The 15,023-nt window shown below is 67.2% G+C and carries 12 protein-coding genes; 9 read left to right on the top strand and 3 right to left on the bottom strand.

Going from position 1 to position 15,023, the window contains the following annotated elements:
- Nucleotides 1-126 precede the first annotated feature (126 nt).
- The 3 genes from tssM to ACSQ25_RS15130 are packed head-to-tail and all read left to right on the top strand — an operon-like array spanning nt 127 to nt 5,611.
- Nucleotides 127-3,897 (top strand): type VI secretion system membrane subunit TssM, encoded by a 3,771-nt coding sequence (gene tssM, locus ACSQ25_RS15140; RefSeq protein WP_436106500.1) that lies wholly within the window; start codon nt 127-129, stop codon nt 3,895-3,897.
- Nucleotides 3,897-4,862, top strand: a complete 966-nt coding sequence (gene tagF / locus ACSQ25_RS15135; RefSeq protein ID WP_436106499.1) for a type VI secretion system-associated protein TagF — start codon at nt 3,897-3,899, stop codon at nt 4,860-4,862. Before tssM ends, tagF begins: the two co-directional genes overlap by 1 nt.
- Entirely contained in the window at nt 4,859-5,611 is a 753-nt protein-coding gene (locus ACSQ25_RS15130) for an OmpA family protein (RefSeq protein WP_436106498.1), read from the top strand. Before tagF ends, ACSQ25_RS15130 begins: the two co-directional genes overlap by 4 nt.
- A gap of 107 nt (nt 5,612-5,718) precedes the next feature.
- Here the strand turns inward: ACSQ25_RS15130 and icmH are convergent, their stop codons facing one another.
- From icmH to tssJ, 3 genes are read right to left on the bottom strand one after another with little or no spacing between them, the layout of a single operon-like run.
- Nucleotides 5,719-6,480, bottom strand: coding sequence for a type IVB secretion system protein IcmH/DotU (gene icmH, locus ACSQ25_RS15125; protein ID WP_436106497.1), 762 nt, complete (start codon nt 6,478-6,480; stop codon nt 5,719-5,721).
- Nucleotides 6,477-7,823, bottom strand: coding sequence for a type VI secretion system baseplate subunit TssK (tssK, locus tag ACSQ25_RS15120; protein ID WP_436106496.1), 1,347 nt, complete (start codon nt 7,821-7,823; stop codon nt 6,477-6,479). The genes icmH and tssK overlap by 4 nt, the downstream gene beginning before the upstream one ends.
- Before the next feature lie 52 nt (nt 7,824-7,875).
- Nucleotides 7,876-8,433: a type VI secretion system lipoprotein TssJ gene (gene tssJ, locus ACSQ25_RS15115; protein WP_436106495.1), complete on the bottom strand. Its 558-nt coding sequence runs from the start codon at nt 8,431-8,433 to the stop codon at nt 7,876-7,878.
- A gap of 198 nt (nt 8,434-8,631) precedes the next feature.
- Here tssJ and ACSQ25_RS15110 point away from each other — a divergent pair, with 198 nt between their 5' ends.
- From ACSQ25_RS15110 to tssH, 6 genes are all read left to right on the top strand, one after another.
- Nucleotides 8,632-9,216, top strand: coding sequence for a tetratricopeptide repeat protein (locus ACSQ25_RS15110; RefSeq protein WP_436106494.1), 585 nt, complete (start codon nt 8,632-8,634; stop codon nt 9,214-9,216).
- Nucleotides 9,217-9,270: 54 nt separating this feature from the next.
- Complete coding sequence (tssB, locus tag ACSQ25_RS15105) at nt 9,271-9,783, top strand: type VI secretion system contractile sheath small subunit (protein WP_436106493.1); 513 nt, start codon at nt 9,271-9,273, stop codon at nt 9,781-9,783.
- Nucleotides 9,783-11,273, top strand: a complete 1,491-nt coding sequence (gene tssC / locus ACSQ25_RS15100; protein ID WP_436108086.1) for a type VI secretion system contractile sheath large subunit — start codon at nt 9,783-9,785, stop codon at nt 11,271-11,273. The genes tssB and tssC overlap by 1 nt, the downstream gene beginning before the upstream one ends.
- Before the next feature lie 31 nt (nt 11,274-11,304).
- Nucleotides 11,305-11,796, top strand: a complete 492-nt coding sequence (locus tag ACSQ25_RS15095) for an Hcp family type VI secretion system effector (protein ID WP_436106492.1) — start codon at nt 11,305-11,307, stop codon at nt 11,794-11,796.
- 84 nt (nt 11,797-11,880) lie between these two features.
- Nucleotides 11,881-12,351, top strand: a complete 471-nt coding sequence (tssE, locus tag ACSQ25_RS15090; protein WP_436106491.1) for a type VI secretion system baseplate subunit TssE — start codon at nt 11,881-11,883, stop codon at nt 12,349-12,351.
- A 36-nt stretch (nt 12,352-12,387) separates the two neighbouring features.
- Nucleotides 12,388-15,021 (top strand): type VI secretion system ATPase TssH, encoded by a 2,634-nt coding sequence (gene tssH / locus ACSQ25_RS15085; protein WP_436106490.1) that lies wholly within the window; start codon nt 12,388-12,390, stop codon nt 15,019-15,021.
- Nucleotides 15,022-15,023 lie beyond the last annotated feature (2 nt).

Genomic DNA, 15,023 nt, shown 5'->3' with positions numbered 1-15,023 from the left:
AGCGGCGGCCGCGAGGGGGGAATCGCCTTGCCGGGCAACCCTTGAGCCGTCGCAAGTGTCGCCCAGCGAGGGCGTGCGAGCATTTCCTATAGAACATCCCTCCAACCTACCCACCTTGCTCCCGCTATGGCACGAATCTGGCAGTTACTGACCGACAGCCGAGTGCTGGTCGCGATCGGCATCGCCGCGCTTGCGGCTTGCCTCTTCATCGGCGCCGACCTGATCGGCATCGACCCGCTCTGGGCGCTCATCGCAGGGCTGCTGCTGCTTGCCTGTTGGGGCATCTGGTGGGCGGTCCGGCGCTATCTCCGCGGGCGTGCGGCGAAGCGGCTGGGCGAGGCCATCATCCCCGGCGACGACAAGCTTGAGGCCGGCGCTACCGGCGACATGGCGGTCCTGCGCAAGAACATGCTGGAGGCGATCGCCACCATCAAGACCTCCAAGCTGGGCCTGACGCGCGGCGCCTCGGCGCTCTACGAGCTGCCCTGGTACATGATCATCGGGAACCCGGCGGCAGGAAAGAGCAGCGCCATCGCACGTTCCGGCCTGAGCTTCCCGATCCCCGGCAACAAGGCGCTGCAGGGCGTGGGCGGCACCCGCAACTGCGACTGGTTCTTCACCACCGACGGCATCCTGCTCGACACTGCCGGCCGCTATTCGGTGCAGGACCAAGTCCAGGAAACCGACCGCGCGGAGTGGTTCAGCTTCCTCGACCTGCTGAAGAAACACCGTCACAAGGCCCCGATCAACGGCATCCTGATCGCCGTCAGCGTGGCCGAACTGGTGGCCGGGCCGACCAGCGCCTCGCACGAACTGGCCAAGAGCCTGCGCACCCGCGTGCAGGAGCTGACCGAGCGCCTCGGCGTGCACGCGCCGGTCTACGTGGTCTTCACCAAGGCCGACCTGGTGGCCGGCTTCACCGACTTCTTCGCCGACACCGAACGGGCGGAACGCGACCGCATCTGGGGCGCCACGCTGCGTTACAACCGGCGCAGCGCGCCGCAGGACGTGCTGGGCTTCTTCGACGAGCACTTCGACGAGCTGTACGACGGCCTCAAGGAGATGAGCCTGGCGAACATGGGCGCCAACCGCAGTACCCAGATGCGCCCCGGAGTGTTCACCTTCCCGCTCGAGTTCGCGGCCATCAAGACGCCGCTGCGCGCCTTCCTGTCCACCCTGTTCGAAGAGAACACCTACCAGTTCAAGCCCGTGTTCCGCGGCTTCTACTTCACCAGCGCGCTGCAGGAAGGCTGCGTGCAGGACCTGTCGAGCAAGCGCGTGGCCAGCCGCTTCGACCTGGCCTTGCGCGAGCACAAGGGCGAGGAAGTCGCCGAGCAGTCCGGCTACTTCCTGCTCGACCTGTTCCGCAAGGTGATCTTCGCCGACAAGGAGCTGGTCAAGCGCTACACCAATCCTTCCGCGGCGCGCTGGAAGGTGGCGGCCTTCTTCGGGGCGACCATCCTGCTCGGCTGCGCGCTGGGCGGCTGGAGCTGGTCCTACATGGGCAACCGCCAGCTGGTGGCCAAGGTCCAGTCCGACCTCGACAAGGTCGCGAAGCTGCAGGCCGGCCGCATCGACCTGCAGTCGCGCCTGGAAGCGCTCGACATCCTGCAGGACCGCATCGAGCAGCTCGACAAGTACCGCAAGGAGACGCCGTGGGCGCTGGGCCTCGGCCTGTACCAGGGCGAGGCGCTGGAGCGCAAGCTGCGCGACGAGTACTTCGCCGGCGTACGGGCGGTGATGGTGGAACCGGTGACCGCGGCGCTGGAAACCATGCTGGCCGAGGTGAATGCGAATGCGGCCCAGCTCACCCCGGGCACGGCGCCGGATGCGGCTGCCGCACATCTGGTGTCTGCCTCCGCAGCGGCGCCAGGCGCGGGACAATACCAGAGCGTCTCCGCCACCAGCGTGGCCGATGCCTACAATGCGCTCAAGACCTACCTCATGTTGGGCGACAAGACCTATGCCGAGCCCGGCCACCTGAACGACCAGCTGACCCGCTACTGGCGCACCTGGCTGGACGCCAACCGCGGCAGCATGCCGCGCGAGCAGATGATCCGCAGCGCCGAGCGCCTGCTGACCTTCCACCTGTCGCAGGTGCAGGACCCGGCCTGGCCGCAGATGACGCTCAAACTGAGCCTGCTGGACAGCACCCGCGAGCACCTGCGGCGCGTGGTGCGCGGGACCCCGGCGCGCGAGCGCGTCTACAACGACATCAAGACCCGCGCCGCGACCCGCTTCCCGGCGGTGACGGTGGCGCGCATCGTCGGCGAGCAGGACCAGGGCCTGGTGGCCGGCAGCCATGCGGTCTCAGGGGCATTTACCCGACAAGCCTGGAAGGAATATGTGCTGGGCGCGATCCGCGACGCTTCCAGCAGCGAGGCGCAGAGCGCAGACTGGGTGCTCAAGACGGTATCCAAGGACGACCTGACCCTGGAAGGCAGCCCCGAACAGATCCAGAAGGCCTTGATCGAGCTGTACAAGGCCGAGTATGCGCGCGAGTGGCTGAAGTTCGTGCAGGGCGTGGCGATCGCCGACCTGAAAGGCTTCGACGGCAGCGTGCAGGCCATGAACCGCCTGGGCGACCCGCAGGCCTCGCCGATCGCCAAGCTGCTGAAGACGATCTACGACGAGACCGTGTGGGACAATCCGGGCGCCGCCGGCGCCGGCCTGAGCAAGACCGAGCGCGGCTTCGCCGACTGGTTCAAGGAAAAGATCCTGCGCCGCGCACCCGCCGACGCACGCACGCTGGCCAATGCGGTCGACCCGGCCGCGCTGCTGGGCGCCCAAGGAACGGGTCCGATCGGGCGTGAGTTCGCCGGCGTGGCGCGCCTGGTCGGGACCAGGGAAAAGGATGCCTCCCTGATGACGGGCTACCTCGACGCCCTGTCGAAACTGCGCACCCGCCTGAACGCGCTGAAGAACCAGGGCGATCCCGGCCCCGGCGCCAAGCAGTTCATGCAGCAGACGCTGGAGGGCAGCGGCTCCGAACTGGCCGACGTGCTGCGCTACGTCGACGAGCAGATGCTGACCGGGATGAGCGACAGCCAGAAAGCGGCGCTGCGCCCGCTGCTGGTGCGCCCGCTGATGCAGACCTTCGCCATGATCGTGCTGCCGTCCGAGGCCGAGATCAACAAGACCTGGCAGCTGCAGGTGGTCGAACCCTTCGAGCGCACGCTCGCCACCAAATACCCGTTCGCGGCCGGCGGCAACGTGGAGGCCACTGCCGCGGAGATCGGCCAGATCTTCGGCCCCGAAGGCGAGGTGGCCAAGTTCGTCAACACGGCGATGGGGCCGCTGGTGGTGAACCGCGGCGGGGTGCTGGCGCCGCGTACCTGGGCCGACATCGGCATTACCCTGGCGCCGCAGGTGGTGTCCGGCTTCCCCGGCTGGATCGCGCCGCTGTCCTCGAAAGGCGTGGCGACCGGCGGCGGCCCGCAGACCGTGTTCCAGATCCTGCCGCAGGCGGCGCCCGGCACGCTCGAGTACACGCTCGACATCGATGGCCAGCAGCTGCGCTACAAGAACACCCAGCCGGCCTGGACCAATATGGTGCACCCGGGACCCCAGGGCGTGGCCGGTGTGCGCATCAGCGCCGTCACCTTCGACGGGCGCAGCGTCGAGCTGCTGAATGAACCGGGGCAGGCCGGCCTGAAACGCATGATCGACGCGGCCCAGAAAAAGAAAAAGGACGGCGGCGTGTACGAACTGCGCTGGAGCGCGGGCAACGTGGCGGTGACGGTCGACCTGAAGATCGTCAGCAGCGCGGCCGCCAACGGCAGCGGCGAGCAGGGGCAAGGCTACCGCGGGCTGAAACTGCCGAGCACCATCGTCGGCCGCCAGCCCGAAGGTGAATCCGGCCAGCCGGCCCTGGCCAGCGTGAACGGAGGCCAGTGATGCGCGGCCCGGCTTCGGAACGGATCGGCTACTTCGGCAAGGTCCCGGCGCGTGCGGATTTCGTCAAGCTGTCCGACGATCCGGCCGCGATCGCGATGCTGGACCGCTGGCTGGCGCAGGTGATGACGCAGCTGGCAGAGGATGCGCGCTGGCGCATCAACTACGACGCCATGCCCCCGGTCAGCTTTGCGCTGGTCGGACCGGCGCGCCGCCACGCCATCGCCGGCCACCTGCTGGCCAGCCACGACCAGTCGGGCCGGCGCTTCCCCTTCCTGGCCGCGCGCACCCATGCGGTGCTGGACCCGGCCGCGTTCGTCACGCGCTGCCCGCTGGCCTTCGCGCCGCTGTGGACCTTCCTCGAGTCGCGCTGCCCGCGGGTGCTGTGCGACGCCGATCCCGGCCCGCACCTGCAGGCGATCGCCGAGGCCGCCGTCACCCTGGGCGACGCCGAGCCGACCCTGTCGCACCTGCTGGCCAACGGCACCGTCGGCTCGCTCGGCGCGCTCTTGGGCGAGCGCCAGTTCGCGCGCATGGTGCTGGCGCTCGGGCTGCTGCTGCAGCCGGTGATGCACAGCCAGCCGGCCGAATTGCACAAGAGCCTGGTGCTGCCGCTGCCGAACGACGCCCAGCAGCGCTACCCGGTGGCCGCCTTCTGGCTGCAGCTGGTGGCGCCTTTCCTGCGCCGCTCCAACTTCGACCTGGCGATCTTCATCACCCGCCAGGAAGGCCGGCCGGTGCTGGTGGTGGGCTTTTGCGCGGCCCTGGCCGAGACCCTGCGCGCGCTGGTCGATCCGCTGGTCGGCGCCGAGCAGCAGGTGCGCCTGAGCGATACCGGCTGGATCGACGAGCAGCTGTACATCGACATCGACGTCCGGTCGCTGGCCAGCTACCTGGCCCAGGCCGACCTGCCGCTCGGACTGGCGCGCGACATGTTCATGAAGACCTTCATCGGAGCTGCGACGTGAAATTATCCGCATTGATCTTGTCCGTGCTTTTTTCCGGCGCCGCGCATGCCCAGCAGGAAGCGCCGGTGGTCGTCAGCGGCACCGTGGCCGATGAAGCCACCAGGGCCGCGCTGCTCGAGCGCCTGCGCAGCGTCTATGGCGCCGCGCGCGTGGTCGACCAGCTGTCGGTCGGCACCGTAGCGGCGCCGGCCAACTGGAACGAGTACGTGGCGAAGCTGATCAACCCCAACCTCAAGCTGGTCAGCCGCGGCGAGCTCAAGGTCGAGGGCAGCAAGGTCAGCCTGCGCGGCGATGTCGCCAGCGAGGAGCAGCGCCGCCAGATCGCCGGCGACATCGCGGCCAGCCTGAACCCGACCTACACCGTCAACAACGGGCTGCGGGTGGCGGTGTCGGAACAGGGCGTGCTGGATGCCGCGCTGGCCGACCGGATCATCGAGTTCGAGTCGGGCAAGGCGGCGCTGACCGAAGCGGGGATGGCCGTGCTGGACCAGATGAGCGCGGCGATGCAGAAGCTGAAGGGCGTGAAGGTGGAGGTGATCGGGCATACCGACAATGCCGGCTCGCGCGCCGGCAACCTCTCGCTCAGCCAGGCGCGGGCGGAGGCGGTCAAGGCCTATATCGTCGGCAAGGGCATCGCGGCGGACAGCATCGCGGTGTCGGGGGAGGGGCCGGACCGGCCGGTGGCGGACAACCGCACGCCGGAGGGCAAGGCGCGCAACCGCCGGATAGAGTTCAAGGTGATTCAGTAGGTGTGCTTGCAAACTTGGATCCCGGCCTGCGCCGGGATGACGGTCTTTAGGCCAACGGTGCAAGCACGTCGTCCCGGCGCAGGCCGGGACCCAAGTTGACTCTAGTACTAAGGCAGGGTAATCGTCACATGCGCCGCCTTCGGCGGCAGCTTCACCAGGTCGTTGTACGCGGCCATCTGCATCCCGGTCTCGTTCGACAGCGCCGTGCGGAAGCCCAGGTAGGCCCCCAGCCCCGCCACCATGAACACGGCGCCCAGCACCCACAGCGACAGATCGCTCTGCAGCCGGTTGACCACCTGGTCGGGACGCTCGGCGTGGGGCGCGAAACCGCGGGTGCGGCCGCGCATGCGGGCGATCTCGTCGCCGAGGCGCGCCACCAGGTAATCCAGCTTGTCGCGGCCGTCGAGGGCGTAGCGGCCCTGGAAGCCGAGCAGCAGGCACATGTGGAAGACTTCGAGCGCCTCCACGTGCACCTGGCCCTTGGCGCGCAGGTCCTCCAGACGGTGGAAGAAGTGTTCGCCGGCGAGCTGGTCGCCGAACACGCGCAGCTGCAGCGGCCGGGTCTCCCAGGCCTCGCGTACCTCGAAGGTCGAGCGCAGGATGATCTCGTCCACGGCCGAGCAGAACGCGTACTTGGCCGCGGTCACGTCGTCGGCCGAGATGCCGAGGGCCTTGGCGTTGCGGTCGACGTCGGCGAGGAAGCCGGTCATGTTGTCGGAGAAGGCCACCTTGTCCTGCGGCCCGCAGCCGTTCTTCAGCAGGAACAGGGCGTAGAAGCCCTCATACATGATGTCCACCAGGCGCTGGGGCGGGCGCGCGGCTTGCAGCCCGGGTTGCGGCGCCACGCGCCGTTCGACGAAGGCGCTCATGCCGCCACCGCGATCAGTTCGAGGCGCAGGTCGCGGATCCCGTTCGGGACGTAGATCGAGATCGCCTGCGATTTCAGCATCGTTTCATACAGCATGCCACGGTTCTCCAGGATGAAGTAATAGGTATCGGGCCGCACCGGCACCGCCGCCGGCACCTGGGGCGCGTGCACCAGCTTCACGCCGGGCAGGGCCGACAGCACGAACTTGTCGACGTCTTCCGGCGCGCCCACCTTGAACTGCAGGGGCACCACGTCCACCAGCTGCAGCGCCGGCATGTCGGCCGCTACCGCCAGGTAGAGCGTGGTCTGCAGGTTGATGCGCCCCGAATCGAGCGCGCCCAGGTAGTACGAGGGGCGCTCGCGGTTCAGGACGATCGTGAAGTAGCGCGACGAGATCACGGTGTCGAGCAGGTCGCGGATGATGCCGTCCAGGCGCGCGAATTGCGGGCCCGGGTCGGCGTGCACGTAGGCCGGAAGATCTTCCAGGCGGTAGCTGCGCGAGTAGGTCATCAGCCCGCCGGCCAGCGCCAGCAGCTCGCCGAACAGGCGTTCCGGGTGCAGGTCGCGGTGGCCCAGGTAATGCGAGAGGGCGGCGTAGCCGGTGCTGGCCGTGTGCAGCAGCCAGAAGGCGGACACGTCGCCGCCGCGGATCTCGATCACGTTCTTGCTCGGCTCCCGCAAGTGGCCGTACAGGGCGTTGACCTTGGCCAGCAGTTTTTCCATCAGGCGCGCCAGGTTCAGGTGCAGGCCCGGCGCGGCGTCGATCGACAGGCTGGGCGGCACGAAGGAGGGATCGGCCTCGAAGCCGCCGGTCGGCACGCGCCTCAGCCGCACCAGGGGAAAGCTGTCGTAGGCTTCCAGCGGCTCGGTGTCGGCCACCAGCCGCAGCGCCTTGCGCAGGTAGGTGACCGGGGCCTCGGCGGCGCGCGTGTACAGGTCCTGGGTCTCGCGCTCGTGGGTGGTGAAGCGGGCGTCGGGCTGTACCTCGCCTTCGGGTGCGGCGTTGTCGCCCCAGGCCTTGAGCGCCGGCAGGGCCGCATGGAAGGTCACCGACTGCAGGCCGGCCGGCAGTTCGCCCAGGCGCACCTGCAGTGGCAGCGGATCGCCTTCGGGCGCGCGAACCACCTCGCCGTCCGGGAACAGCACCGACAGCTCCTCGACCCGCAGGATGTCGTGGCGCAGGGCGTCGTAGTCGACCACCAGCTTGCGCACGCCCCAGGCATAGGGATGGAGCGCGCAGGCCGTCTGGTTCAGGCGCGCCTCGTGGTAGCGGTCCTGCTGCTGGAAATGCTGGGGCCGGAGGAACAGTCCCTCGCCCCACAGAAGCTTCGCTGGCATGCTCATCAAGCGCCTCCCGGCTCAAGAAATTCCTAGCTTGGCGGAAACAACGTTAAGTTCATTGACAGCGCACAGAAGAAAGCATCGAGGATTGGGAACCACTGGTCAGGGCGCAGGCATGCAGGCCGACCGTCAGGCCGCCGCGTTCGGCATCGGCCGCCGCCACCGTCGTACGCCAGCGCCCCTCCGCCGGGCGCTGGAACAGGGCGACCAGCGCCAGGTGGCTGGCTTCGCGGCTGATTTTTTCCGTCGCCTCGTAGCGCTGGCCCGGGACCAGCATGATCTCGCGCACCGCGACCAGGTCGCTGCCCAGCGCCGCGCGCTCGGCCTGCGGGTCCAGGAAGGCGGCGTAGGGCGCCTGCTCGAAGGCATCCTTCTGGCGCAACGCATACAGGCGCACCGAGAGCGCGAGCGGCTGGCCGCGCTTGTCGAGGTTGAGCTTGGAGGAAGCATGCAGGCGCAGTGCCACGCTGCGCGGCGGCTTCTGCGCATCGGGAATCTCGGGCGGCTTGCGCAGGCCGGTGGCTTCGAGGGCTGCGCCGGCGATCCCGTTGCTGCCGCAGCCGGACAGCGTGCAGGCGGCCAGCACGATACCAAGGAGTGAACCTTTCCTCATTGCCATTTCCTTTACTCATAAATTGCAAGGTCAAGGGGGGATTGAACCGCAGTGGTAGGCAAAGCTTGTGATCACGCGCAAGCGCAAGCCCTCTACGCGCAAAAGAAGGCGAACTCGGCTTTGGTTGACAGTGCGCAACTTCACCACAAAGCGCTTGCGAATAATGGTGGCTGGTTTAACTGTCGTGGAGAAAACAGCATGATGTACACACGCTTGATGCCTTTGATCGTGGGAGTCGTCGCCCTGGCCGGGTGCGCCAGCACCCCACCGTCAGCACCCGCCAAGTCGACCGCCGCCGTGGGGGAACAGGTCTTCACCCAGGCCGATGCCGCGATTGCGGCGAAACAGGAAGAGAAGGCCTATGCCATGCTCAAGGCCGCGGGCGAGGCTCACCCGGTCGACAAGCGGCCCTGGGTGAAGATGGCGCAGATCCGCTTCAATGCCGGGGTCTACGGCGAGGCGATCACCAATGCGCACGAGGCCCTGGAGCGCGATCCGGACGACACGGTGGCGCACAGCATCGTCGCCGTCGCCGGCCTGCGGGTGGCGAGCGAGGCGCTGGCCGACCTGACCCGGCAAAACAACCTGAACGGCGACGTGAAAAGCGAGGCCCAGGACCTGGCCAAGCTGCTGCGCACCGCGCTGGGCGAGCAGCACCTGTTCAAGAAAGCCGATATGCCCAGGGCGGCGACCGTGCGCTCGCGGCCCGCATCGGCCGCTGCGTCGTCCGCACGCAAACCGGCGGCCGGCAGCGGCAACGATCCCTTCTCCGGACTGAAATAAAACCCGCGCGGCCGGTCCCGCCGGCTGTCCCATCCCCCGCAACCTGGAGTCGACATGGCCAAGAGTGAAAGCGTGCAGAAACGCTTGCAGAAGGTGCGCGCGCCGCGCGTGCAGATGACTTACGACGTCGAGATCGGCGACGCCATCGAAAACAAGGAACTGCCCTTCGTCGTCGGCGTGGTGGGCGACTTCGGCAACGACCCGGCGGCCGAGAAGAAGCGCCTGAAGGACAAGAAGTTCGTCAACGTCGATGCCAGCAATTTCGACGAGGTGCTGGGGGCGGTGGCGCCGGTAGCCAGCTTCCGGGTGGACAACCACCTGTCGCAGGAGGGCGGACAGTTCGCGGTGCAGCTGCAGTTCAAGGAGATGAACGACTTCCGTCCCGAGTCGGTGGTGCGCCAGGTGGCGCCGCTCAACGGCCTGCTGGAAGCGCGCACCAAGCTGGCCGACCTGCGCAACAAACTGGCCGGCAACGACAAGCTCGAAGACATCCTCAGCGAAGTGCTGGGCAATACCGAGAAGCTGGCCAGCCTGAAAAAACAAGGCAAACCTGAAGGGGAGGCATGATGGCGGCAGTCCTCGATACCGCAAGCAAGGCATTATCCACCGTCGAACTCGACAGTTCGCTGCTCGACCAGATCGTCGAGCAGAGCCGGGTCGCGAAATCCAGCAGCGAACACGAACGGGCCCGCGACATCATCTCGGAACTCGTGACCCAGGTCATGCAGGGCACCATGGTCATGTCGAACAACCTGTCGGCCATGATCGATGCGCGCCTGGCGGAGCTGGACCGCATGATCTCCGAGCAACTCTCGGCCGTGATGCACGCGCCCGAGTTCCAGAAGCTGGAACGCAGCTGGACCGGTCTCAATTACCTGGTCAGGAACAGCGCCACCAGTGCCAATTTGCAGATCCGCATGCTCAACGCCAGCAAGCGCGAACTGGTGAAGGACTTCCAGTCGGCCCTGGAATTCGACCAGAGCACCATGTTCAAGAAGGTCTACGAAGAAGAATTCGGCACCTTCGGCGGCGCCCCCTACGGCACCCTGATCGGCGACTTCGAGATCTCGCGCCAGCCCGAGGACATCTACTTCCTCGAGCAGATGTCGCACGTCGCCGCCGCCAGCCACGCGCCCTTCATCACATCGAGCGACCCGGGACTGTTCGGCATCGAGAGCTTCGGCGACCTGGGCAAGCCGCGCGACCTGGCCAAGGTCTTCGATACCGTCGAATACGCCAAGTGGAAGGCCTTCCGCGAATCGGAGGATGCGCGCTACGTCGGCCTGACCCTGCCGCGCTTCCTGGGCCGCCTGCCATACAACCCGATGGACGGCATGACGACCGAAGGCTTCAATTACGTCGAGGACGTGGACGGCAGCGACCACTCGAAATACCTGTGGTGTAACGCCGCCTATGCCTTCGCGAGCAAGCTGACCAAGGCCTTCGAATCCTATGGCTGGTGCGCGGCGATCCGCGGCATGGAAGGCGGCGGCTGCGTGGAAGACCTGCCGACCCACACCTTCAAGACCGACGAAGGCGAGGTGGCGCTGAAGTGCCCGACCGAGGTGGCGATCACCGACCGCCGCGAGAAGGAGCTGTCGGACCTCGGCTTCATCTCGCTGGTCCACTGCAAGAACACCTCGTACGCGGCCTTCTTCGGTGCCCAGTCGGCGCAGAAGGCGAAGAAGTACAACAACGAGGCGGCCAATGCCAACGCCGTGCTGTCCTCGCAGCTGCAGTACATCTTCGCGGTCTCGCGCATCGCCCACTACATGAAGGCCATGATGCGCGACAAGATCGGCAGCTTCGCCGCCGCATCCAACGTCGAGGACTACCTGAACCGCTGGCTGACCCAGTACGTGCTTCTCGACGACAACGCGAGCCAGGACCAGAAGGCCCAGTTCCCGCTGCGAGAGGCCAGCGTGCAGGTGTCCGAAGTCCCGGGCCGGCCGGGCGTCTACCGCGCAGTGTCCTTCCTGCGCCCACACTTCCAGCTCGACGAGCTGTCCGTTTCGCTCCGACTGGTCGCGGAGTTGCCCCAATCGACCAATGGCTAAGCATTTTTCTTAAACCTGAATGGAGTAGAACATGGCAATTGACGTGTACCTGCAGATCGACGGTATCAAGGGCGAATCGATGGACGACAAGCACAAGGACTGGATCGAGTGCCTGTCGGTGGACTGGGGCGTGAAGCAGCCGCGTTCCGCGACCGCTTCGACCGGCGGCGGCCATACCGCAGAACGTTGCGAGCATGAGGAAATCAAGTTCATGAAGCTGGCCGACCTGTCCTCGCCGATCCTGCTGCAGACCTGCTCCGCAGGCAAGACCATCCCGAAAGCCAAGCTGGAATTCATGCGCGCCGACGGCCAGGGCGACCGGGTCAAGTACTTCGAGATCGAGCTGGAGAACGTGCTGATCGGCGCCGTCGAGCCGAACGTGAAGGAGGGCAGCATCATCCAGGAGAAGGTCGGCCTGAAGTTCTCGAAGATCAAGTGGAAGTACACCCAGCAGAAGATCGGCGGCGGTTCGGGCGGCAATACCTCGGGCGGCTGGGACCTGGCGGCCAACAAGGTCGTCTAAAGTCTGACGCCTGCGCGCGGCGCTCGCGGCTGGATCGCGGCGCCGCGCGCATTTTTTTCGAAGTGTCCCGACACCGGAGGCAGCATGAAAGGCTTCAAGCCGGGCCTGCTGGACCGCCTCATGGATGAAGGCCCCGAGGGCAGCGCCGGCACACTCCTGAGCGCCGAGCAGCTCAAGGACAGCGTGGCGCGCGACCTAGAAGCACTGCTCAACACGCGCCTGGCCTTCGACCCGGCCGTCCTCAACGCCTATCCGGAAGCGCGCGGCTCCTTGCTCCACTACGGCCTCCAGGATTTCGCCGGCTACTGCCTGACCAGCAGCATCGACCGCGCCGCCGTCTGCGCCAGCATCCAGGACGCCATCGAAGCCCATGAACCGCGCCTGCGCGAGGTCAGCGCCACGCTCGAGCTCGTGCCGGGCAGCGTCAACCGCCTCAACTTCGTCATTCACGCCCGGCTGGCCTCCTGCGACATCAGCGAGCCGGTGAACTTCAACGCGGTGCTGCAGCCCTCGTCGCTGCATTACGCCGTCAAGCGCAGCGGCCGGCGGACCTGATCCGCGGCCGGCCAACCACCACAAGGACCCGACACGATGGACATCAACCTCAAGACCCTGATCGGCAAGCTGAACGACACCACCCGCGCCGCCGCCACGCGCGCCGCCTCGATCTGCGTCGGCCTCGGGCAGTACGAGGTCGAGATCGAGCACCTGTTCCTGGGCCTGATCGAGCAGCCGGGCAGCGACCTGTCCGTGATCGCGCAGGGCTGCGACGTCAGCCTGACGGGCCTGGAGAGCGATTTACGCAAGGAGATCGCGCGCTTCGCCACCGGCAGCGCGCGCACGCCGGTGTTCTCGCGCCACCTGCCGGTACTATTCGAGCATGCCTGGCTGATCGCGTCCTTGGGGAATGGACAGCCGAACCAGATCCGCAGCGGCCACCTGCTGCTGGCGCTGCTCACCGAAGCGTCGCTGTCGCAGCTGGCGATGCGCGCTTCGCCGCTGTTCAGGCAATTCCCGATCGACCGGCTGAAGCACGAGTTCCAGAAGATCACGCGCGGCTCGCAGGAGGCGCAGCCTGTGGTGATGGAGCAGCCAGATTCTCCGGGCGACGCCGCCGACGAGATCGCGGCCGGTCCGGCGCGCGCGACGCCCGCGCTCGACCAGTACACCACCTGCCTGACCCAGCGCGCGCGCGACGGCACGGTGGATCCGGTGATCGGGCGCGATCCCGAGATCCGCCAGGCGATCGACATCCTGATGCGGCGGCGCCAGAACAACCCCATCCTCACCGGCGAGGCCGGCGTCGGCAAGACCGCCGTGGTCGAAGGCCTGGCCCTGCGCATCGCGCAGGGCGACGTGCCCGAGGTGTTAAAAGGCGTCGAGATCCACACCCTCGACATGGGCCTGCTGCAGGCAGGCGCCAGCGTCAAGGGCGAGTTCGAGAACCGCCTGAAGAACGTGATCGACGAGGTCAAGAAGAGTCCGCACGCGATCATCCTGTTCATCGACGAGGCCCACACCATGATCGGCGCCGGCGGCACGGCCGGCCAGAACGACGCCGCCAACCTGCTGAAGCCGGCCCTGGCGCGCGGCGAGCTGCGCACCATTGCGGCCACCACCTGGGGCGAGTACAAGAAGTATTTCGAGAAGGACGCGGCGCTGGCGCGGCGCTTCCAGGTGATCAAGGTCGAAGAGCCGGACGAGCCCACCGCCTGCGCCATGCTGCGCGCGATGGCGCCGCTGATGGAGAGCCATTTCAAGGTGCGGATCTACGACGATGCGGTGAGCGAGGCGGTGCGCCTGTCGCACCGCTACATCAGCGGCCGCCAGCTGCCGGACAAGGCGATCAGCGTGCTCGATACCGCCTGCGCCAAGGTCGCGCTGGGCCAGAGTTCGACCCCGGCGGCGCTGGAAGACTGCAGCCGCAGCATCGAGCGCATCGACGCCCAGATGGCTGCCCTGCAGCGCGAGGCGAATGCCGGCGCCAGCCACGAGGACCAGCTGCTCCAGCTGCGCCGGCGCCGCGGCGCCCTCGACGACGAGCGCATCGGCCTGCAGCGGCGCTGGGACGAGGAGCAGAAGATCGCCGCCGAGATCGGCGAGATGCGCACCGCGCTCGAAGAAGGAAGAACCCAGGACGCGGGCGAACTGCGCGCCCGGGTCGACCGCCTGCGCAGCCTGCAGGGCGAGATGCTGCTGGTGCCGGTGCAGGTGGACGGCCACACGGTGGCCGAGATCGTCGCCAGCTGGACCGGCATCCCGCTGGGCCGCATGGTCAAGGACGAGCTGAATACGTTGATGAAGCTGCAGTCCCTGCTGGACGAGCGCATCCTGGGCCAGTCGCATGCGAGCCAGGCCGTGGCCCAGCGGGTGCGCACGGCGCGCGCCAACCTGGACGATCCGAACAAGCCGAAGGGCGTGTTCCTGTTCGTCGGTACTTCTGGCGTGGGCAAGACCGAGACCGCGCTGGCCCTGGCCGACATCCTGTACGGCGGCGAGCGCAAGCTGGTCACCATCAACATGAGCGAATACCAGGAGGCGCACAGCGTCTCGGGCCTGAAAGGTTCGCCGCCGGGCTACGTCGGCTACGGCGAGGGCGGCGTGCTGACCGAGGCGGTGCGCCGCAATCCCTACAGCGTGGTGCTGCTCGACGAAGTGGAAAAGGCCCATCCCGACGTGCTGGAATTGTTTTTCCAGGTCTTCGACAAGGGTGTGCTGGACGACGCCGAAGGCCGCCAGATCGACTTCCGCAACACCATCATCATCCTGACCTCGAACGTGGGCTCGAGCCAGATGATGGGGGCCTGCCTGAACAAGCCGCTCAGCGAAGTGCCGGCGCCCGAGCAGTTGACTGAGCTGATCCGCCCGCAGCTGATGAAGCACTTCAAGCCGGCCTTCCTCGGCCGCCTGGCGGTGGTGCCGTTCTACCCGATCCGCGACGAGGTGCTCACGAATATCATTCGGCTGAAGCTCGAGCGCATCAAGGCGCGCATCACGGACAACCACCTCGCGCGCTTCGAGTACGACGACGCCCTGGTGTCGGCGGTCCTGAGCCGCTGCACCGAGGTCGATTCCGGCGCGCGCAACGTCGACAACATCCTGAACGGCACGCTGCTGCCCGAGATCGCGGACAACGTCCTGGCGCGGATGGCCGAGGGCGGCACCATCACCCGGGTCAAGGTGGGCGCGACCAAGGCCGGCAAGTTCAAGTACGCGATCGAATAAGG

The organism is Massilia sp. LjRoot122 (assembly GCF_964252725.1).
Classification (GTDB): domain Bacteria; phylum Pseudomonadota; class Gammaproteobacteria; order Burkholderiales; family Burkholderiaceae_D; genus Telluria.
Note: the sequence above shows the minus strand (reverse complement) of the source record. Positions and strands in the feature narration are given on the sequence as shown.